15 protein-coding genes and 1 tRNA gene are annotated in these 20,525 nt (G+C 46.6%); 11 read left to right on the forward strand and 5 right to left on the reverse strand.

The features are described from left to right. Positions 1-543: 543 nt before the first annotated feature. From JGK39_RS07755 to JGK39_RS07795, 9 genes are all read left to right on the forward strand, one after another. The gene (locus tag JGK39_RS07755) at positions 544-2,967 is read left to right on the forward strand and encodes a peptidoglycan DD-metalloendopeptidase family protein (RefSeq protein WP_293295991.1); all 2,424 of its coding nucleotides are present in this window, start codon (positions 544-546) and stop codon (positions 2,965-2,967) included. 138 nt (positions 2,968-3,105) lie between these two features. Further along, positions 3,106-3,178: transfer RNA gene (locus JGK39_RS07760), tRNA-Met, on the forward strand. A 127-nt stretch (positions 3,179-3,305) separates the two neighbouring features. Continuing rightward, positions 3,306-3,905 carry a peroxiredoxin gene (locus JGK39_RS07765; RefSeq protein ID WP_293176580.1) on the forward strand — a complete coding sequence of 200 codons (600 nt, stop codon included), beginning with the start codon at positions 3,306-3,308 and terminating at the stop codon, positions 3,903-3,905. Between the two features lie 131 nt (positions 3,906-4,036). After that, a complete protein-coding gene (locus JGK39_RS07770) occupies positions 4,037-4,576 on the forward strand; it encodes a redoxin domain-containing protein (RefSeq protein WP_293295997.1) in 540 nt (179 codons plus the stop codon). A gap of 22 nt (positions 4,577-4,598) precedes the next feature. Beyond that, positions 4,599-4,805 (forward strand): hypothetical protein, encoded by a 207-nt coding sequence (locus JGK39_RS07775; protein ID WP_293176582.1) that lies wholly within the window; start codon positions 4,599-4,601, stop codon positions 4,803-4,805. Beyond that, positions 4,772-8,818 (forward strand): hypothetical protein, encoded by a 4,047-nt coding sequence (locus JGK39_RS07780; RefSeq protein ID WP_293295993.1) that lies wholly within the window; start codon positions 4,772-4,774, stop codon positions 8,816-8,818. Before JGK39_RS07775 ends, JGK39_RS07780 begins: the two co-directional genes overlap by 34 nt. A 319-nt stretch (positions 8,819-9,137) precedes the next feature. Further along, complete coding sequence (locus JGK39_RS07785) at positions 9,138-9,698, forward strand: Uma2 family endonuclease (protein ID WP_293253266.1); 561 nt, start codon at positions 9,138-9,140, stop codon at positions 9,696-9,698. Positions 9,699-10,001: 303 nt separating this feature from the next. Continuing rightward, a complete protein-coding gene (locus JGK39_RS07790; protein ID WP_293253065.1) occupies positions 10,002-10,301 on the forward strand; it encodes a type II toxin-antitoxin system HigB family toxin in 300 nt (99 codons plus the stop codon). Then, positions 10,285-10,683, forward strand: coding sequence for a transcriptional regulator (locus tag JGK39_RS07795; RefSeq protein ID WP_293253067.1), 399 nt, complete (start codon positions 10,285-10,287; stop codon positions 10,681-10,683). Before JGK39_RS07790 ends, JGK39_RS07795 begins: the two co-directional genes overlap by 17 nt. A gap of 614 nt (positions 10,684-11,297) precedes the next feature. Here JGK39_RS07795 and JGK39_RS07800 read toward each other — a convergent pair. Continuing rightward, complete coding sequence (locus tag JGK39_RS07800) at positions 11,298-13,769, reverse strand: ATP-dependent Clp protease ATP-binding subunit (RefSeq protein ID WP_293253070.1); 2,472 nt, start codon at positions 13,767-13,769, stop codon at positions 11,298-11,300. A 165-nt stretch (positions 13,770-13,934) separates the two neighbouring features. On the opposite strand from JGK39_RS07800, the gene JGK39_RS07805 reads away from it, so the two are divergent. Next, positions 13,935-14,078: a hypothetical protein gene (locus JGK39_RS07805; RefSeq protein WP_293253073.1), complete on the forward strand. Its 144-nt coding sequence runs from the start codon at positions 13,935-13,937 to the stop codon at positions 14,076-14,078. A 353-nt stretch (positions 14,079-14,431) separates the two neighbouring features. Here JGK39_RS07805 and JGK39_RS07810 read toward each other — a convergent pair whose 3' ends face one another. Then, positions 14,432-15,007, reverse strand: a complete 576-nt coding sequence (locus JGK39_RS07810) for a hypothetical protein (RefSeq protein WP_293253076.1) — start codon at positions 15,005-15,007, stop codon at positions 14,432-14,434. A 271-nt stretch (positions 15,008-15,278) separates the two neighbouring features. Here JGK39_RS07810 and JGK39_RS07815 point away from each other — a divergent pair, with 271 nt between their 5' ends. Beyond that, positions 15,279-16,301, forward strand: coding sequence for a hypothetical protein (locus JGK39_RS07815; protein WP_293253092.1), 1,023 nt, complete (start codon positions 15,279-15,281; stop codon positions 16,299-16,301). A gap of 216 nt (positions 16,302-16,517) precedes the next feature. Here the strand turns inward: JGK39_RS07815 and JGK39_RS07820 are convergent, their stop codons facing one another. The 3 genes from JGK39_RS07820 to JGK39_RS07830 all read right to left on the reverse strand — a co-directional run bounded on the left by JGK39_RS07820 (position 16,518) and on the right by JGK39_RS07830 (position 20,315). Beyond that, positions 16,518-17,345, reverse strand: a complete 828-nt coding sequence (locus JGK39_RS07820; RefSeq protein ID WP_293253133.1) for a protein-glutamate O-methyltransferase CheR — start codon at positions 17,343-17,345, stop codon at positions 16,518-16,520. A gap of 163 nt (positions 17,346-17,508) precedes the next feature. Next, complete coding sequence (locus tag JGK39_RS07825) at positions 17,509-17,943, reverse strand: chemotaxis protein CheW (protein ID WP_293253137.1); 435 nt, start codon at positions 17,941-17,943, stop codon at positions 17,509-17,511. Positions 17,944-17,966: 23 nt separating this feature from the next. Next, positions 17,967-20,315 (reverse strand): chemotaxis protein CheW, encoded by a 2,349-nt coding sequence (locus JGK39_RS07830; protein ID WP_293295995.1) that lies wholly within the window; start codon positions 20,313-20,315, stop codon positions 17,967-17,969. Between the last annotated feature and the right edge of the window lie 210 nt (positions 20,316-20,525).

A 20,525-nucleotide genomic window follows, 5' to 3' on the forward strand; every position in this document is an offset into this window, starting at 1 on the left:
AATCTCGCTTTAAATATAAGAAATTTGTATCAAAGCGGTGAAAATCTAGATAGCGGAGATTAATATATTTTATTCATCCAAAAACAGATTGTTATCAGTAATACCAAAAATACCAAATTAGTCGCTGCGATGATGCAGCCACAAAAACAGAGGATTTCAGCGATTTAAGGCGTCAGGGATCGCCTGATTGTGCCTGAAGGCTATTGATATCTAGTAAATATACGGTTGTAGGTTGTCCGGAAATTAGCATAGAGTCGGACAATAGGTGAGAGTCTTAGCCCGTGGGGGAACGGATATTTTATGTATTCGTTCCACCTATTGCGGTGTAAGGCTTGTGGGGTGTAATTGCAGCGGGTTTGACCGAGAATTAAAAAAAATATTACGGTTCGAGCTTGTCTAAATTAAAAAAGCAAGGTAATCTTGCCTAAGCACGATCGCTGTCAACAATCAGAATATTTTTGGTTGTTGATTTAAATTCAGTGTCATGCAATCCCTTGAGTGTTTCCAAGGACAGTTAGCGCTTCTCAGTAGGAGGTCGTTTTTTTGAAACGAACATATCCCCAAAAAAATCAGCCTGTTCAGGCTAGTGAAATCGACAGAGACGGTTCTGCGGAACCGTCCAAGCAGACAACGCTCAGCACAGGCTCCTTTCGCTCTCTCGCCACGCTCGGGCTGGCAATATCCGTAGGTGCTTCTGGCATCCTGCTGCCGAGAAACGGAGACAGCGCTCGCGCGTCTGAACTCACACCGACAGCAGAATCGACCGCTGAAGTACAGCCAGTATCGACCACCGGAGCGGCTACCACCGCACAAGTTGATGGTTCCCCAGCCGAACAGGCAGGGGTTAAGGTTCAGCAGGGACAAACCCTTTGGGAGCAGTCTCGGGACTATGAAATTGAACCGAAGGCACTAGCAACTGCCAACGGCATCCAACCCGATACCGCACTCGGAGCCGGCCAAGAACTCAGAATTCCGCAGGCTCTAGAAGCTGCGCCACAAGAGAACCCTGGCAATACTGCCGCAGTCAATCCCGAACAAAAATTAAATCTAACTGGCTCCGAGTCGTTGGATAGTGCAGCCCTGTACGGGCAGCCAACGGCAACGCCAGAGATGGCGGCGACGGTACCGGCACAAAGCTCGATCGACAGCCCGAACGCAGACGGGGCGATCGACAGTTTGAAAAAACAGGAAAACCGCACTACAGCATCAGGTCGGCCCCTGTTGGACTCTGAGGTGGGAGCAAATTCATCTACACCTGCTGTACCGACGCTGGCATCCCCGGAATATGCCACCTCGCCAGCAATTCCTGACCTCAGGGCCACACCTGTAATTCCCAATGCCTCGGTGGGTCAAGCAGCATCGCCCGATCGATCGTTGGAGTCCATTGAACAGTCTCTCGCAACACCTAGTTTGCCCTCCGCTGTGGTAGTGTCCCCAGCAGGCAGTAGCGCAGGGCCAGCCCAGGGGCTCTACAACGTGCGCCCGGGAGATACGTTAGATGCGATCGCCTCTAATTACCGGGTATCGCCCAAAGAGCTGATCGCCGTCAACAAGCTGGGCAATCCCAACTTGCTGAATGTCAATCAACGGCTGAAAATTCCCAACGTTCGGTCAAATAATCCAGCGGTGCAGGCGGCAGCATCAGATTCTGCCTCTAACTCTACATCTGTCTGGTCGGCGACTTCGGTTCCCGCATCTTTGAACCCCAGTTCGTCTACCTCGGAAATAACCAGTGCTGGCGTTGCAGCACCCGCCCCAAAAGTGGCCGTTGTCTCTCCCTTGGCGAACTTGGAAGGTCTGAACAATATTTCAGCGCCGATGGTTCCTAAAATTAACAGCATTCCGCTAACTCAAGTTTCTCAAACCATTAGCGACACCAGAAAGCTGGAACTTCAAGGCGAACCAACATTTACAGGTGCCGTTGATACCAGCGCCCTGCCCCAGCCAGCAAGTGCAACAGCTACCAACCTCGCTGCTGCATACCCGCAGCCGATCGGCTTGCAAAATGTTAGCGCCCAGGGTTTAAATGCTGCTCCCACGAACGCTGTACTTGAGTCGAATGCGGAGGATCTACCCACCGCTACCGCTCTCAACCCTTATTCAGAACGCTTGAGAGCAGAAGTTGTCAGACTGCGAGAGGAATATCGCGCCGAGCGCAATTCGATCGGGGCAAATGCCGTTTCCCTCGCTCCAACTGAGGGCCCAGAAGCGCAACTCGCCTCCAACCCGTCTGAAGAACTCCCAAGCGTCAATCCCGACCTCTACACCCCCGAATACGCTGGGGCGGTGCAGAATGAAATCAGCAGACCGCCGTCGAGAGGGTGGTCCCAGGAAGTTCAGAAACAGCAGCAAGAGCGTTTCGATCCCGCTCGTGCAGCCGAACTGCAACCGATCAACCTAACGCCTACCTCTACTCAGGAACGGCCAGTGGTGGCAACTGCTCCTTTGGGTTCCGAGGGTTATGACCCCCTGAGCAACCCGTCTTTGGGACGCATGGTTTCTCCAGAACTGCCTCCACTTTCGGGCGCTGATACTTATCTGCCTAACGGCGGCGGCAAACAGCAGTCGGCTAACGGATTGATTTGGCCGGCTAAGGGCGTTCTCACTTCTGGCTACGGCTGGCGCTGGGGACGGATGCACAAGGGAATTGATATTGCAGGGCCGATCGGCACGCCAATTGTGGCCGCCGACAGCGGGGTGGTTACCTATGCAGATTGGAATGACGGAGGGTACGGCTATCTGGTGGAAATTACCCATCCAGACGGATCAGAAACGATCTACGCCCACAACAACCGAATTTTGGTTAAAAAGGGTCAGCAGGTCGATCGCGGCGAACAGATTTCAGAAATGGGCAGCACCGGCTTCAGTACCGGGCCGCACTTGCACTTTGAAATCCATCCCGCTGGACAGGGTGCTGTCAATCCAATGGCTTTTCTGCCTAACGATACCTCCAGCGCTTCTCGATAACGACTGGTCTGAAGTTATGGGTTTTGAATCATTACCAAAACTCATAACTTAGATCGGAAGGTATTAGAAATTCGGTTGTTGGGAATACAGACATACTTCCACCTACCGTGCTACGATGGTAAATCGTGAAGTAAGTTTGGCTCAGTGGCGCAGTGGTTAGCGCAGGGGACTCATAAGCCCAAGGTCGCAGGTTCAAATCCCGCCTGAGCCATGATTTAATAGAAAAAATCACGCTATCTATTTTGAGAGCGTGATTTTTTAGACTTGCCGAGAACATACTTGTAGTCGTTATGAGTATGATATATTTGTAACAGTTCGTAAAAAAGGAAACAAAATCTATGACAAGTGAATGCCTCCGGGTTGGTCAAGCTGCACCCGATTTCGCAGCAACAGCCGTAGTGGATCAGGAATTCAAGACAGTTAAACTGTCAGACTATAAAGGCAAAAAGTATGTAGTCCTGTTCTTCTACCCCTTGGACTTCACCTTTGTGTGCCCCACAGAGATTACAGCATTTAGCGATCGCCATGAGGACTTCAAAAAAATCGATACCGAAATCCTCGGCGTCTCCGTTGACAGCGAATTCTCTCACCTTGCTTGGATACAATCAGACCGCAAATCCGGCGGTGTCGGCGACCTCAACTATCCTTTAGTTGCTGACCTCAAAAAAACCATCAGTTCCGACTACAACGTCCTCGACCCAGAAGCAGGTATTGCCCTCAGAGGTCTGTTCATCATCGACAAAGAAGGCATCATCCAACACTCTACTATCAACAACCTTGCCTTCGGCCGCAACGTAGACGAAACTCTCCGCACTCTGCAAGCTATCCAACACGTTCAGTCTCACCCCGATGAAGTTTGTCCCGCTGGCTGGCAGCCCGGTGACAAAACCATGACACCCGATCCAGTTAAGTCGAAAGTATTCTTTGCTGCTGTCTAACTCGATCGTTTTGAGTTGTAGGGCGGCGCCTGTGAGTGCCCGCCCTCGAAACTTTCGGTGCAATGCCCAATCCCTCCGCTTCGCTTCGCCCATTGCCCAATGCTCAATTCCCCATTCCCAAATTAGCAAATATGCTGACTTCTACTGATTTTAGCGGCTTGTTAAATCAGCGGTTTTTCCAAAATTTATTGCCTGTTCCCGCGACTAATGTTCTGAAGCTGGGACAGAGGACACCAGATTTTGAATTGCCGGATATTAATAATGGCAAATTAGTGCGGCTGTCGAATTATCGGGGCGATAAGCCGGTAGTTCTGGCTTTTACGCGGATTTTTACTGAAAAGCAATATTGCCCTTTCTGTTTTCCTCACATTAAAGCTTTGAATGAAAAGTGGGAACAGTTTGCCGATCGCAATATAGAATTATTGATGGTAACCAGCACCGACGACAGGCAAAGCCAAATAGTTGTGAGAGATTTAGGCTTGAAAATGCCTCTGCTGTCCGATCCAACCGTAAGAGTGTTTCGGGCCTATAAAACCGGTCAGGCTTTGGGTGCTCCTTTGCCGGCTCAGTTTGTTTTGGATGCAGAGGGCAAACTCCTATTTAAACATTTGTTTTCGTTCATAGACCACAATGCTAGTGTGGAAACTTTGCTGAAATCTATCAATAAGTAAGAACACGGCAATTCTGGCTCCAATGCTGTCTCCTAATTTGGAGTTTTTAACCGCAGATACACGCAGATGTACGCGGTTATTTTTGGGTTTTGCGATCGATACTTATTGTGCCAATTTTCAGGGCGGAATACTCGGATGTTCGATCGGCAGAAATCTAGGCTATAGCTGGAATGTAGCTAGTAGCAGTTTAAGCCGATGTCGTCTCCTAAAGGTCGATCGAGCAAAATAGAATTCAGCATCTTAGCCTCGCATCCTGAGTTGCTGACAGGTTTGGATGCGTGGCTGCGCCTGGGTTTGATTTCGCCCGCTGAGGTTGAGCAATTGTGCAGCCAGCATTTAGTCTGCCCGCTGCCCGATCGCGCTGTAGCCGTTTCTGAAATTGACGATCGCCCCCTCGCTCCTATTCCCGAACCCAAAGTACCTGCTCTAGCAACACAAAAAGCATTACCCAGCACCACAAAAAACGTTCCCAAGCGCGCAGAAACCCCTCAAACCCCAACTTTTGCCTCTCAGATTTTGCAGTCGCTCATCGCCGAAATAAGCGTCGTGTGGCTGCTATTTTTAGGAGTGTTCATGGTAGTTGTCTCCTCAGGAGTCTTAGCTGCCAGTCAGTGGGAAAAATTTCCGGCTGCCGGACAATATGGAGTTTTGTTAGCTTATACTTTAACATTTTGGGCGATCGGCAGTTGGGCAAAAAAACAGGCTAATTTGCAATTGACTGCTCAAACTTTGCAAGAAGTTACCCTGTTGCTAGTGCCGATAAATTTTTGGGCGATGGATACTTTTGGATTGTGGCGATATCCTTGGGATTGGGCAGTTGCCATCGTCGCCGCATTTATTTTGACTTGGATAACTGGCGGGATTATCAAATATCAGTATCAAACTTTGTCGGGAAAAAATGTAACTTGCGCGATCGCCCTAAATCACTTGGGATTGAGTTATTTACACTGGGGTTGGGTATTTCCCGGCTTTTCCCTAGCAGCGGTTTATTTGGGTACCGTGGGAACTACTGCTGCTACAGTTTATCAAGTTCAGCAACAACGCCTAAAATCTATCACACGCGGGGGAAACACTGAAACTTTTCCCGCTGATTTCAGTTCCAGCCGACATTTTCTGACTTACAAAAAAGCTGCTTTAGTAGCTTATTCTTTAGGAATTTTACTGGGTCGGGCAATATTTGTCAAGGATGTAAACATCCATGAAATGGGTTTAGCCTTGGGAATTTGCGGCGTGCTTTTAGCGTGGCTGGATTGGCAGCAACCCCTCGCATCTGGAACTATTAGAAACAATATATCGAATATATCGAACGAGCAAAATCCCGGAAACTTTTTTAACTGGCAATTAGCCGGAGGGGCTTTGTTGGGTTTGGGATGGCTGGTTTGTTTTCGCGAAATTCCCCTACAGGCGATCGCAATTAGCGCCTTGGCTGTTTGGTTTTTTTATAACCGCTTAGTGCGGTTTTGGCAAAAGCTTGATTTGCTAATGCTTTTCGCCGTGGGACTTCAAAGCATTTGGCTGGTTTGGCGAGTGCTTCCTCTAGAGATTCAAGCACAATTTGTGGCATTTTTAACTCAACTTACCAACTCTCAGGAAACTCCTTGGGCTTTTTGGGGTGTTTTGCTGTTGCCTTATTTAATTTTAACCGTAAGTGGGGCGCAGTGGCTCTACCGATCGCGAAAGTTTCAACTTGCCCATTTTGGCGAAAATCTTGCTCTCGGCTTGGGCAGTGTTTTAACTGTTATTAGTGCAGTCAATCCGTTTTGGCGATCGGTCAATTTATTAATTTCTACTGTAACTTTAGGTTGGATTACTTGGAAATACCTAATTCCCGATAACTCCCGGCAAGTTGTGACACCTGCTTCTGCTGTCGATCCGCATCCAAATCCGGCATTTTGGGTTTCCCTCACTCACATTATTGGTTTGTGCGCGATCTCTTCGGGAATTGACTTGTTTTTGCCAAACCAGACAGCAAATATTTGGGCGGCAATTTTATTAATCTTCATGGTGGCTGAATGGGGATTTTTTGTCTGGATGAAGGCAGCCAACGCCCGAGAAAATTCTGCATTTTTTCGCTGGCATCCTTCGGGCTGGCAAAGTGGATGGTATTTAGGATTGGTGTTGGCAGGATTGAGCTTTATCTTGCTGTACAGTAATCTGCACTCTCCGTGGGGTTTGATGTGGCTGGCGGCGCCTTTGGCTTTAACTGCTGTTGCTAAATATAGTGAAACTTCGTACAAACAACTTGCTAGTACCTTAAGTTCGATCGCCCTAATAGTCGCACAATTTCTGATTTTTGACTTTCCTGTATATAGGTTGATGGGTTTGGGTTTGGCGGCGCTGTTGATGTTAGTCAATACTTACTATTTAATTGAACTACCAGCGGCTGCAATTGGAGTCGGGTTTGGCTTAAGTTTCACTGCCGCATCTCTTCTAAAATTAGGTTTTGTGTCTGGTTGGGCTTGGGCAATTGCTGGGGCGATCGCACTTTTGTGTCTCTGGTTGCTTCGCAGCACGATAGTTCGTTATTCTAGCACGTTGCCTGAACCTTCGACCTTAGCTCAAATTTACGATCGAGCTTTGGATGGTTGGGCTATCTTAGTCACCAGCTTGCTGTTGACAAACATCACTCTTTATTCCTTTCAACTCTACGATGCAGGAAGTACCTTTAGTTTACCAGCCTCTACTCAAGTATTGGCTGCTACTTTGGTAATCGCGGCTGCGATCGTTTTCCGAAGTTTGGGCCAACTTTCCCCTCTGGCAATTTATGCCTTGGCTTGGAGTTTGGAGTTGCTGACAGCAGTCGGTTTGAGCTTTATTGGACGCAATACGATTAATTTAGCAGTGGCGAATATTGCCTTGGGCTTATTTACGCAATTGTTGGGCGATTGGTGGCGGCGGCGCAACCCCGATTATCGCCAAATTTTACCCAGCATTCACGTTATACCTTTGATTTACGGGTTGTTGGGTTTGATGTTGCGATCGCACACTTTTACCAACAGCACCGGTTTAATCTCGTTGGGTGCGTCTTTAATTGCGATCGGCATTGGTAGGCGGCAGCAAGAATTTAAACCTTTGGTTTATTTAGGATTAATCGGCGTGTCAGCATCCGCTTACGAATCGCTACTATATCAACTTTCTCAAACACCAAGAGGAGCTTTTGGCGACGGCTTAATTGTGCTAGCAACTCTCGGCACAACTTTAACATACATCTATCGCATTCTATCTCCTTGGCTGAGCAGCTATTTACATTTAACCAATGCCGAAGTAAAAATATTTGCTCACCTGCACTGGGTTTTAAGCAGCGTACTCCTGATTTCAGCTTCTACCCACGAGATTAAATCCGGGCTAAATTTAGGATTAGTCACTGGTGCTCTATTAGTGCAATACGCTGTCTTGCAAGGGCGAAACAATCTCGATCGCCAATGGGCGCAAATTTGGATTTACTTAGGATGGCTAGAAGCCTTTGGCGTCCGGCTTTACTGGATAAATACGCCTTTAGTCAAGTACATTTCCGGGCCGCTGGCGCCGTGGAAAGTTGCCTTTGCTTCTCTATTTGCCTATTTCATTTACATCTTACCTTGGGATAACTGGGGTTGGTCAAAAAAACCTTGGCAGATAATCGCTTCCCTGATTCCAATCATCGCTATTGTGGAATCTCCCGCTAAGTTTTATCCGATTAGCTTGCTGATAGCTGCCGCCTTCTATGTTTTCCTAGCTTGGGAAAAGCGCGAAGTCCGTTTTACCTACGCGAGTGTGGCCATAATTGACTGGATCTTGCTGCGCTGGTTTGGACAAATCGGATTGACTCAACCCGAATGGTATTTTACTCCTTTAGGGCTTTCTTTCCTTTACGTTGCTCAGTGCGATCGCGCTTTGCAACTACCAGCCCAAAAAACCCTGCGCCACAATCTGCGAATGCTAGCCACAGCGATGATTTGCGGCATACCTCTTTTGACTCAGCACAACCACGGTTTAGTTGCAGGATTTTTTAGCTTAGTGGCGATAGCAGCGGGTTTGGGGCTGCGAGTGCGGGCGTTTTTGTTTGTGGGGACAGGAATTTTCTTAATCAATGTTTTCTATCAGTTGGTGGTGCTGATTTTTGACTATCCCCTGATTAAATGGGCGATCGGCTTGGCTTTTGGGATTGTGTTTATCTGGGTTGCTGCTACTTTTGAGACGCGGCGCGATCGCATTTCGGCATTTGTCCAGCATTGGGTTGTACAATTGCAATCGTGGGATTGAATTTTCTCCATCAAATCCTATCGCACGCGGAAGCCCGGTTTACCAAAACAATATTTTTTTGTGATAACATCTAAAAAAAACGCCCTTTTTTTTCGGGTCAAAAGCTTGACAGGCCCGGCTTAAAAAGGTATTATATGATAATGGGAGTGGTGGCAATTTTCAAATTAAAGCTACCACTCCCATTATCTAAAATATACCTTAAAACTCAACCAAAATCAATAGGTAAAAATTCCTTTTTTTGCGCCGCGATTTGAGATTGTGAAAGCAGCAAAAGCGATGGAACAGAAAAAGGGCAACTAAAAGGAGCGCAAAATAAATGATGACAACTCAGTTAATCAAGCGCCTGTTCACAGTAAAAGAATATCATCTGATGATTGAATCTGGCATCTTTACCAAAGATGACCGAGTTGAATTGATTCGAGGAGAAATTGTTCAAACGGCCGCCGTCGGTAGAAGGCACACATCCCATGTCAAGCGTCTGACAGAGTTATTCTATATCCGCTTATTATCAAGAGCAACCATTGGAGTCCAAGATCCGGTAGAATTGGACGATCGCTCCGAACCTGAACCGGATATTTCCTTACTGCGGCGGCGCGATGATTTTTATGAATTGGGACATCCTCAGTCGGAGGATATTTTACTAATTGTGGAAGTAGCGGATACAACCGCTGAAACTGACAGAAATATCAAAATTCCTCTTTATGCCGAAGCTGGTATTGCAGAAGTTTGGCTGGTAGATATTAACGAGCAATGTGTCGTAGTTTATCGCGAACCTGCTCCCTCGGGATACCAAAATATTCAAAGATTCCAGCGGGGTCAGACTTTATCTATTCTAGCTTTTCCAGATATAGAAATTGCTGTAGTTGATGTATTGGGATAAAAAGCTGGACTTATACTATTTTTTTTGTGGCGCGACTTGAGAGTCTAAATGAACAAGAATTAGCTAAGCTTTTGAGTTATTTTTCCTCTGACTGCATCCGATGGGCATCGAAATCCCTGTCGGAGTTGTCGTCATGTGCAGGACTTCTGCAAAAACCCTGAATTGCCTCCTTTATTGAGAATTTGTAAGATTGCGGGCGATCGGCTCTTGACATCTACCTCTCAAAATGAGAGAATAAAGACATACGCAAAACAAATGGACGCAAATCGATGATAAAAATTCAACAAAAAATATTAAAAATCCATGCACCTAATTTCAATTTGCACTCTCCGTGACGACGCTGCCATGTATCCCGATGTCCAAAAACAAATTGATAGCTGGTATGCGACTGTCAAGAAAGTAGAATGGCAGAACTTGGAGGATGTTCGCAAGATTTACCGGGATGCCGAAGCAGTGGGAAATTTCACTGTCTTTAATATCAAAGGTAACGAATATCGCCTGATTGTCGGCATAGACTACGAAACCCAAACTGTTTATTACAAATATTTCCTAACCCACGCTGAATACGATAAAGACAAATGGAAAAATGACCCTTATTTTTGATCGAGCTAATTATAGCAATTTGCTGGCAGAAGTCGCTCCACGGGCGATCGAAACCGAGGCAGAATACGATCGCCTCCTAGCAGTCGCAGAGGGGCTGACGTTCGCCAACAACCGCACTCCCGAAGAAAAAGCTTTACACAAGTTACTGGTAACGCTCATTGAAGTGTACGAGGCCGAAAATTATGCGATCGACAAATCCGAACCTCACGAGATTTTGCAACACATCATGGAAGCCAGCGGCACCCGTCAAGCTGACTTAGTTGGCATCATTGGATCGAGTGGCGTAGTGTCTGAGGTTGTCAATGGCAAGCGGGCAATTAGCAAAGCACAAGCTAAGGCACTCGGCGATTATTTTAAAGTGTCGCCTAGTTTGTTCATTTAATATGATGTAAATGCCAATTTACAACACTCATGCAGCAGGCTTCCGTAGGGTGTGTCGCTATCCACCATTTTTAAGAAAGACGGATAATTTAAATGGCGACGCACCTGGGAGGTTCAATGAATCTATCAGGAAGCCCAATATGTTTCTGATAGTAAGCTTTTTTATAAATTGGCATCAAATGTTGGATTTGTTTGCTCACTTATTGAAAAGAATCAGGTGCGTCGCTACATTTACTGGCATTTTTTAGGTAAGGTGCGCATTGCGCACCCTACAAACTGGTATTTTTTAGGTAGGGTGCGCATTGCGCACCTTACATTTACTGGCATTTTTTAGGTAAGGTGCGCATTGCGCACCCTACAAACTGGTATTTTTTAGGTAGGGTGCGCATTGCGCACTCGACAAACTGGCATTTTTTACGTAAGGTGCGCAATGCGCACCCTATAAACTGGCATTTTTTAGGTAAGGTGCGCATTGCGCACCCGACAAACTGGTATTTTTTAGGTAAGGTGCGCATTGCGCACCCGACAAACTGGTATTTTTTAATAATTAAAAACCCGGTTCCTCCAAGAAACCGGGTTTTTAATCAGACGTTATTTATCCGCGTGTCATCGCACTTAATGGCTGAATGCGAATTCGGGTAATCTCGGTTCAGATTCGCCACCTGGCAATACCTTAACCTGACCGTTTTCATCCACATCTACGATCGCACTTTGGCCTTCTTTCAGCTTCCCAGATAGCATTTCCTCAGCCAGTACATCCTCCAACAACCGCATGATGGCGCGGCGCAAAGGCCTGGCACCGTAGCTGGGATTGTAGCCTTCTGTAACTAACAAATCCTTGAACTTGTCTGTCACCGACAAAGTAATACCCTGTTCGGTTAAGCGGCCGAAGACTTGCTGCAACATGATGTCTGCAATCTGCTTCACTTCTGGCTTGTTCAACTGGCGGAAGACGATAATCTCATCCAAGCGGTTGATAAATTCGGGACGGAAGAACTGTTTCAATTCTTCGTTTACCAAGCTGCGAACGCGGTTGTACTGCCCGTCTGCGGCACTTTCGGCAAACTCGAAGCCTAAACCGCCGCCGCCTTTTTCTATCACTCGCGAACCGATGTTTGATGTCATGATCAGCAGTGTATTCTTAAAGTCTACTGTCCGACCTTTGGCATCGGTCAAACGGCCGTCTTCCAAGATTTGCAGCATCATGTTGAAGACATCCGGGTGAGCTTTTTCGATTTCGTCGAACAAGACTACTGTGTAAGGACGGCGCCGGACTGCTTCTGTTAGTTGGCCGCCTTCGTCGTAGCCGACGTAACCCGGAGGCGAACCGATGAGTTTAGAAACAGTGTGGCGTTCCATAAACTCGGACATATCTAACCGAATCATCGCTTCTTCAGAACCGAAGAAATATGTTGCTAAGGCTTTTGTCAGTTCTGTTTTGCCGACGCCTGTGGGGCCGGAAAAGATGAAGCTGGCGATCGGGCGATCGGGATTTTTCAAGCCTACCCGCGCGCGGCGGATCGCCCGAGAAACTGCGCTGACAGCTTCTTCCTGGCCGATCAAGCGCTGGTGCAAGGTATCTTCCATGTGCAGCAGCAATTCCGATTCCGATTCTGTCAGCTTGCTAACAGGTACTCCCGTCCAATTTGCCACGATGTGGGCGATGTCTTCTTCGGTGACAATAGGAGAGGCTTTGACTTGGCTTTTGTTGATCGTTGCTTCCGCGATTTCGGCTTCGATTTCTAATTCGCGATCGCGCAATTTTCCAGCTTTGTCGAAGTCTTGCTCGCGCACTGCTGCATCTTTTTCTTTGGTAACAGCCGGCAGTTGTTTCTTGAGCTCTTTAACTTCGGGCGGGGTTTGCGAGTTCATCACGCGGACGCGGGAACCTGCTTCGTCAATTAAGTCGATCGCCTTGTCTGGCAAAAATCGATCGTTAATGTACCTGTCTGACAGTGTAGCCGCTGCTTCTAAAGCTGCATCGGAAATTGTCAGTCGGTGGTGCTGTTCGTAGGCCGATCGCAAACCGTACAATATTTCTATTGTTTCAGCCACACTCGGTTCGCCAACTTTAATCGGTTGGAAACGGCGTTCTAGGGCTGCATCGCGCTCGATGTGCTTGCGGTATTCGTCCAAAGTCGTCGCGCCGACACACTGCAATTCGCCTCGGGCGAGGGCTGGTTTGAGCATATTGGAAGCATCCATGCTGCCTTGAATCGCGCCTGCACCGACTAAGGTGTGAATTTCATCAATTACCAGAATGATGTTGCCTGCTGCGCGAATTTCTGCCATGATTTTCGTCAGCCGTTCCTCAAATTCGCCGCGGAATTTTGTACCGGCAATCAGCGAACCCATATCGAGGCTGATTACTTGTTTGTCTTCTAAAATTTCCGGGACGTTTCTGTTAATAATTCGCTGAGCGAGGCCTTCGGCGAGGGCTGTTTTGCCTACTCCCGGTTCGCCTACTAACACTGGATTGTTCTTCGTGCGGCGCCCCAGCACTTGGATCACGCGCTCGATTTCATTTTCGCGGCCCACGACTGGATCGAGTTTGCCGGCGGCTGCTAGCTTGGTTAAGTTAGTGCCGAATTCTTCTAAAGTCGGGATTTTGCGATCGCCACCGCTATCTCCTCGGCCTCCGGGTACTGCCGCCACTTCTCCCACGGCACGAATTACCTGCGTGCGAACTCTCTGGCGATCGATTCCCAGGTTTTGCAGCACCTTCGCCGCCACACCTTCATCGTCTTGAATCAAGCCAAGCAGAATGTGCTCGGTGCCGATGTAATTGTGACCCAACTGCCGCGCTTCATTCAGCGCCGTCTCAAAAATGCGCTTGACGCGGGGTGTAAACGGAATTTCTGGCGGGAGAAACCCGGAACCTCTACCGATGATATTTTCGATTTCATTGCGCGCCTCTTTCAAATTGAGGCCCATATCCAGTAATACTTTTGCAGCGATGCCAGTACCTTCGCCCACGAGTCCCAGAAGGATTTGCTCGGTGCCTACAAAATTGTGACCGAGGCGCCGCGCTTCCTCTTGGGCTAGCATGATTGCTTTAATGGCTTGTTCTGTAAAGCGTTCAAACATATTTTTTCCTTCCTACTGTCTTGGCGAGGGCTGTATCGCTGCTGGTGAGGAGCGATTTGGAACACTACACAAATTATATATGTAAATTTTTGTGTATTTCCTTCTTTAACAATGTATCGCTAGTAATTGGGGGGCGGACAGTGGGGAGAGCCGAATAGCAGGGGTGTGGTTGCCGTCTCGCAGTACGCTCTACAATACGAGCTACAAGTGGCAATGCAAATTAAGGCTAAGAATGTTGTACCTCACTCTACTTGGCGGCTGCCACCCTGTCAAGCATTTTCTCAAAGAAAGCAAGCAAAAGTGCCTTAAGGATAAGCCGGGAATGCTTTTGTTGGAAATGACGCGCTTTGGGGAAAAGTATTTCACCCCAAAGCAATTTTATTTTAACTGGTTAAGGGACTGCTGCGGACGTGCGATCGCAATTGCCAAATCGGCAGCGTTTTTTAATTCCTATTAGTCGCCTACTTCCAGAATTAATTAGGATGGCTTGAGACTCAGCATTTTTTGCGGCGATTTTGCCTTTTAGATTATGACAATTTACCTCATTTTACCATAAAGAATTGGTTTAAAGCCGGAACCCCGATCGGGAGAAATTAAAATTCGACTATTCATTACTCCAATCCTCTTCCTTATAGGTAGAAGTCGCACTCATCTGTCAACTGTCAACTGAATGAAAGCCATTGTGCCAGCAACTGTTCAATAACTTTCACGAAGCCGATCGCAATTTGAATCAGCGGCCAACCCACAAAACAAATTAACACCGCCCAGCGAGTTTGAATATCCAAACCTTGGCGAACCGCCACAATTACAGCCAGCAAACTCCACACAGCTAATATCCGCTCTATTCCTTCTCCCAGCAACGGAATTAACGTTAAGAAGTTCAGCACTTGGGGAGCGTAGGCAAATCCGATCGGCACCAGCAACTCCCCATAAGTGACGTGACCCGGTTTCAGCCACTCCCCGATTTTAAAGATAGTAAAAGTCCAAAAATAATAACCCCCCACGATTGCCAAAGCATCTATCCAAAGTGCTAAAAACAACACCGATAGTTCAGTTCGATTGATTAACAAAATAACGGCATTGCCCAAAACCCGGGACACCGCTGCTAAAATTACGATCGTTAAAGCTATCCGCTTAGTTCTGCGAGTGTAGGGAGTTTTTTCGTAAAAATTTGCGTTCAAAGAAAGTGCGTTCCAAAGCGTTGCCCGCAAACCTGTAATTGAATCTTCTCCTTTCACCTTTAATCCCTGCTCCTCTAGATAGTTGACAACTTTAACAAAATAAGCTCTAATACAGCACAATCACCGAAATATTTCTACGTAATTAGGTAATTAATATCAATTTTTTATGAGGCTGCTCCCGAATCTGATCTCCCTGATACCCCCCTTAATAAGGGGGGGGACAAGATTCCTATCAAAGTCCCCTTATTAAGGGGGATGCGAGGGGGATCGGAATATGTGCAACGCCCCATTAAATTGGTATAACAGGCATTCTACCAGATTTTATTAAATGCTAAGATTGATTTTGCAGGTACTTGCGTGGCTGCGCGGGGGAAGTTTAAATTTGTTGAGCATCGCAGGTGTAATCCTGATAATTTGGGGCATTCTTTCGCCGGTGGGAACTGTGATCTGGTGGCTGGGTCAAAGTGCCGAAACTTTGGGTATCAAGAAAAATCCGCCGGAGATATTGCCCTCAAACAACGGCAATCTAGAAGCGCGCAAGTCTTCGCAGCTCAATTGTTATATCATTTTTTTACCGGGAGTTGGCGATTTTTCGGGGGACGAATTAACGCCGGGAGAAGAGTTTTTTCTCAAGCGTTTAGTTAAATTTCACCCGCAGTGCGTAGCAGTGGGCGATATTTTTCCTTATTCAGCTTCTAACAAAAGTTTGGGAGGAGAGCGGTTGCTAGCTCCTTTTTGGCGGTTTGCAGAACAGGAAAAATTCGGGCCAATTGCGGGAGACATATTCATCAAAATTCGCAATCTCTGGAGGTTTGCAATTTCTCTAGATTATCGCTACGGTTTTGCATACAATCAGGGAATTGCTAATGCAATTATCGATCGCATGAATGCTAAATCTCCCATTTCAGCTAATCCTCAAAAACCTGTGAAAGTTATTTTAATTGGCACTAGCGGCGGCGCTCAAGTTGCTTTGGGTGCTACTCGCTATCTTAAGGAATGGCTGAATGCAGAAGTTACTGTTGTTTCAGTTGGGGGCGTGTTTTCGGGAGAAAATGGTTTTGGAGAAGCCGATCGCATTTTTCATCTTCGCGGGACTCGCGATGCAATTGAGGATATTGGCGGCATAGTTTTTCCCACTCGCTGGTACTGGTACGCGACTTCACCTTTCAATCAAGCGCGTTCGCAAGGCCGCTATGCAGAAGCTGTCAGCGGCCCTCACAAGCACGACGGCGATGATGGATATTTTGGGGAAAATGTGGCGGAGAACGGTCAAAAGTATGTAGATATCACGCTGAATAAGATTAATCAATTGCCTGTTTGGTCTGAGGGCGCGGCCCAAAGAGAGGACTGAAGTCCTCACTACAAACCTATAATTAGGTTCGTAGTGAGGACTTTAGTCCTTCTTAATTCCTAAAGATTAGACTTGAATTGCAAAAATAATTAGGATGGGCTTTGAGCAGCGTCCTAAATTTTGATTAAAAAGACTTTGGCAATTCAAGTCTATTAATCAAGAGAGGACTGAAGTCCTCACTACTAACCTATTTTTTTATGGTCGATCGATCGCAGATCATCTCAATCGATAACATATACCTTTGTCAAATTGCACCAATTCAAAAGCAGGGTCAAGATTTACAGTTGTTTCTCCTCCGCCTAGGAATAAGTAGCCCTTGGGACGCAACACCCGCCGCGCTCTTGCTAAAATCGATTGCTTTGTCTGAACATCAAAATATATTAAGACATTTCGCAGAAAAATAATATCCATTTGAGGCATCGATCCAAAGGGTTCTGTCAAGTTAATTTGGCGAAATTCGATCGCCTTGCGGAGGTCTTCTTTAATCTGCCATTCCTTGCCGCACGGCTGGAAGTATTTGTGTAATAATGCTGTTGGTAAGCCGCGCACTACTTCGTGCTGGGCGTAGCATCCAGAAGTTGCTCGCTTCAGCATGGCTGTAGAAATATCGCTACCAAGTATCTGCACTTGATTTCTCGCTAACTGCGGAAAGTATTCGCGCAGCAGCATCGCAATACTGTAGGGTTCTTGGCCGCTGGAACAAGCAGCACACCAAATATTCAAATTACCCTCGCCCTGGATCTGTTTTAACAATTCCGGTAATACTGATATTTTTAATATCTCAAAGGGGTTGATATCTCGGAAAAAAAATGTCTCGTTTGTCATCATTGCTTCGACAGTCGATTCGTAAAGTTGGTTAAAACGCTGTTGTTTGATTTGTTTTAACTCTGCAACTAATCCGCTGATGGAGTTTGCTCCGGCTTCTTTAGCTACCATCCCTAAACGCGATTCAACGAGGTACATTTTCTCTTCGGATAGGAATACACCTGTGCGATCGTATACAAGTTTTCGGATGTAATCAAAATCTGCAATATTTATCGGCATGGTAGTTGAAGGAAGTTCGGCAACGGATTTTTTAACGGATGTAACGGATGGATTTAAGGGATGGACGCTCAGGTTCAAGGGAAGAGAAAAGAAATAAAAATAGTTATTTCTGCATCTGTGACTAATGACTGATGACTAATGACTAATGACTAATGACTGTTGACTAATGACTGCTAAAATCTACAACTTTATCAACATCTAAAAATAGCAGTAACTGCCCTTGTAGCTTGTACGCTCCTCGAATTAGCGGGCGTATTTTGCTGGTAAAAGTATCTGGAGGAGTTTCAAAATCAGCTTGAGATACTTCTAGGACATCTCCAATATCGTCTACTAACCAACTGACTGTTTCATCCCCGGTTCTCACTATTACATTTAATGGCAATTGTTCCACAGGCCGATCGCACAAATCCAACCGCCTCCGCAAATCGATCGCGGTGACAATTTGTCCCCTCAAGTTTATCAATCCACCGACTACTGCGGGCGCTAGCGGCACTCGCGTCATCTCCTGATAGCGGATGATTTCTTGCACTTTCTCAACTTCTATGCCAAAAAATAGGCTGTCAACGAAAAAGGTACAAAGTAGAGTTTCTTCAGGCATTTTCAACTATTCCTTTAAGGGCATTATCTTGCGCTTGCCAACATCTGCTCGATTCCGAATAAATTGTTGTTAATTACTGCATCGACATCGAGGATTTCAGTAACTTGACCCTGAATCACAGCACAATATGAAATTCCTGCTTGAGTAGCTGCACCTTTAATGTCGATCGCCTGTTCTACAATATCCAGGATGCGATCGACTACCAGACCGACTTGATGCTGCTCGCCGATCGATACCACGACTAACGGCAGTTTATCATCTCCTGCGCGCGATCGCCCGTCAAGACCGTTCAACTCGGAATTACGCGCATCTGCGCCGCCACCAAACACCGCCGACAAATAAATCACCGGCATAATTTGGTTGCGATACTGCACCACATTCTGCTTCCCGACACGTTCCAAAAGATGGCGGGGAAACTCTTCCAAGCGGCACACTCGCGATAGATGAATCGCCATCCGCCGACAGTCTGGGCCTTGAAATACTAGCAACTGTTGCGGAGGTTCTGAAGATTCCCGGCGGCTGTTTTCGTCAGCTAAAATCGCCTTTTCCTGAGCCTCCGTCATGTGGGTTTTCTGAGCTATCCCGTGCACGTCCAAAATCAAAGCAACTTTACCATCGCCCATGATAGTTGCTCCCGCAAAACAAGCTAGAGATTTTAGTTGTTTTCCTAAAGGCTTAACCACAATTTCTTGCGTGTCGTTGATGGCATCTACCACCAATCCAAAAGGTTTGTCTGTCGCTTGCACTACTACAATATTCAAAGCCTCATCTGTGTCGAATTGAGATTTTTTGCCGTTTTCTACAATTCCTGTTTCTAACTGCAATTCTCGGTTCAAATAAATCAGCGGCAGCAGTCGCCCTCGCAACCGATATACTGGAGTTCCGTGAAACATTTCGATTTTTTTAATTTGTTCTCCTTCCAAACGCATCAGCTCCAGCAAATTGACTTGAGGAATTGCGTAGCGAGATCCTCCTGTAGTAATAATTAATGTCGGAATAATCGCCAGAGTTAAAGGAATTTTTAACTTAAAAGTTGTGCCTTTACCTACTTGACTTTGAACGTCGATCGTGCCGCTAATTTTTTCTATATGCGTCTGCACCACGTCCATCCCCACTCCCCTACCGGAGATATTGGTGATTTTTTCGGCGGTTGAGAAACTGGGCAGAAAAATTAAATTAAGGGCTTCGCGATCGCTCATTTTCGCTGCGTCAACAGCAGAAAACATTCCTTTTTGCACCGCCTTACTTTTAATGCGCTCTGGATCGATTCCCCCGCCGTCATCGGAGATTTCAATATTTACTTGACCGCTTTCGTGATAGGCTCGCAGCAGCAGTTTACCGAAGGCGGGCTTGCCTTTGGCGGCTCGCACTTCTGATGTTTCAATGCCGTGATCGAGGCAGTTGCGGACTAAGTGAGTTAGCGGATTGGCGATCGCCTCGATTAAGGTTTTGTCTAATTCTGTTTCTTCGCCTTCCATTTCTAACTGTACTTGTTTTCCCAGGCTGAATGCTGTGTCGCGCACTACCCGGGGGAATTTGTTCCAAATAGTGCGAATTGGCTGCATTCTGGTCTTCATTACTCCTTCTTGCAGTTCGGAAGTAACTAAGTTTAAGCGGCCCGATACTGATTTTAATGTATCGTCATTTTGGGTGTTTGCTGTTTGGGTATTGGCAAATTCTAAGATTTGGTTGCGGCACAAAACGAGTTCGCCTACTAAGTTCATTAGTTTGTCCAGCAAGCCGACATCTACTCGGATTGCAGTGTCGGAAATTTTGAATTTGTCGCCCTCGGTATCCGCAGCATTTACCTGTTGGTTGGTACTATTGGTAGCAGAGGGAATTACCAATTGCTCGATCGACAATAAAGCATCTGCATACAAATGCTCTCGTGTCAACTCTGATTTTTCTGGTTCCTCGATCGCAACTTCTGGAGTGGTGGCGGTGGATTCAATAGCGATCGCACTCGGCGACAATTCAGATGCAGTACCGCCGGATTCTTGGAGTTGCAAAAGTCGATCGAGCAATTCGGTATGCGCGAGCGGGCTTTCTTCGCCGGTTGTTTCCAGGGCTTCCATGTGCGATCGTACCGCGTCGATTGTCGAGAGCAAAGCGCTAGTAATATCGGGAGTCATCGTCAAAGTGCGATCGCGCAAGAGGCTGAGCAAATTTTCTCCCGCGTGCGCTACAGACTCCAGTTTTTCCACCCCCAAAAAACCGCTATTGCCTTTAATCGTGTGCAAGCCGCGGTAAATCCGATTCATCACCTCTGTATCGGAATCGTTTTTTTCTAAAGCTACTAAATCCTCCTCAATTTGGTTCAGGTATTCGTAGCCTTCAATCAGAAATTCCTTTACATCTTCATCAATTTCCATCGATCCCGTTCCTTGTTCATCGGTTTGACGCTGGATTAAAATAAATTATCGAATAGTTCAAAACTGTAGTGCGCCCGAGCCAGCATTACTTTCGATCTGGCGATCGGCTAGATAATTGCCAACTTTACCTCATAAGTATACTATATCTATGTCACCTCCGAGCAAAATTTTTTACAACTTCTGAAGTATACATAAATTTCGTCACTTTTT

Origin of the sequence: Microcoleus sp. PH2017_12_PCY_D_A (assembly GCF_020738565.1) — a bacterium.
GTDB lineage: Bacteria > Cyanobacteriota > Cyanobacteriia > Cyanobacteriales > Microcoleaceae > Microcoleus.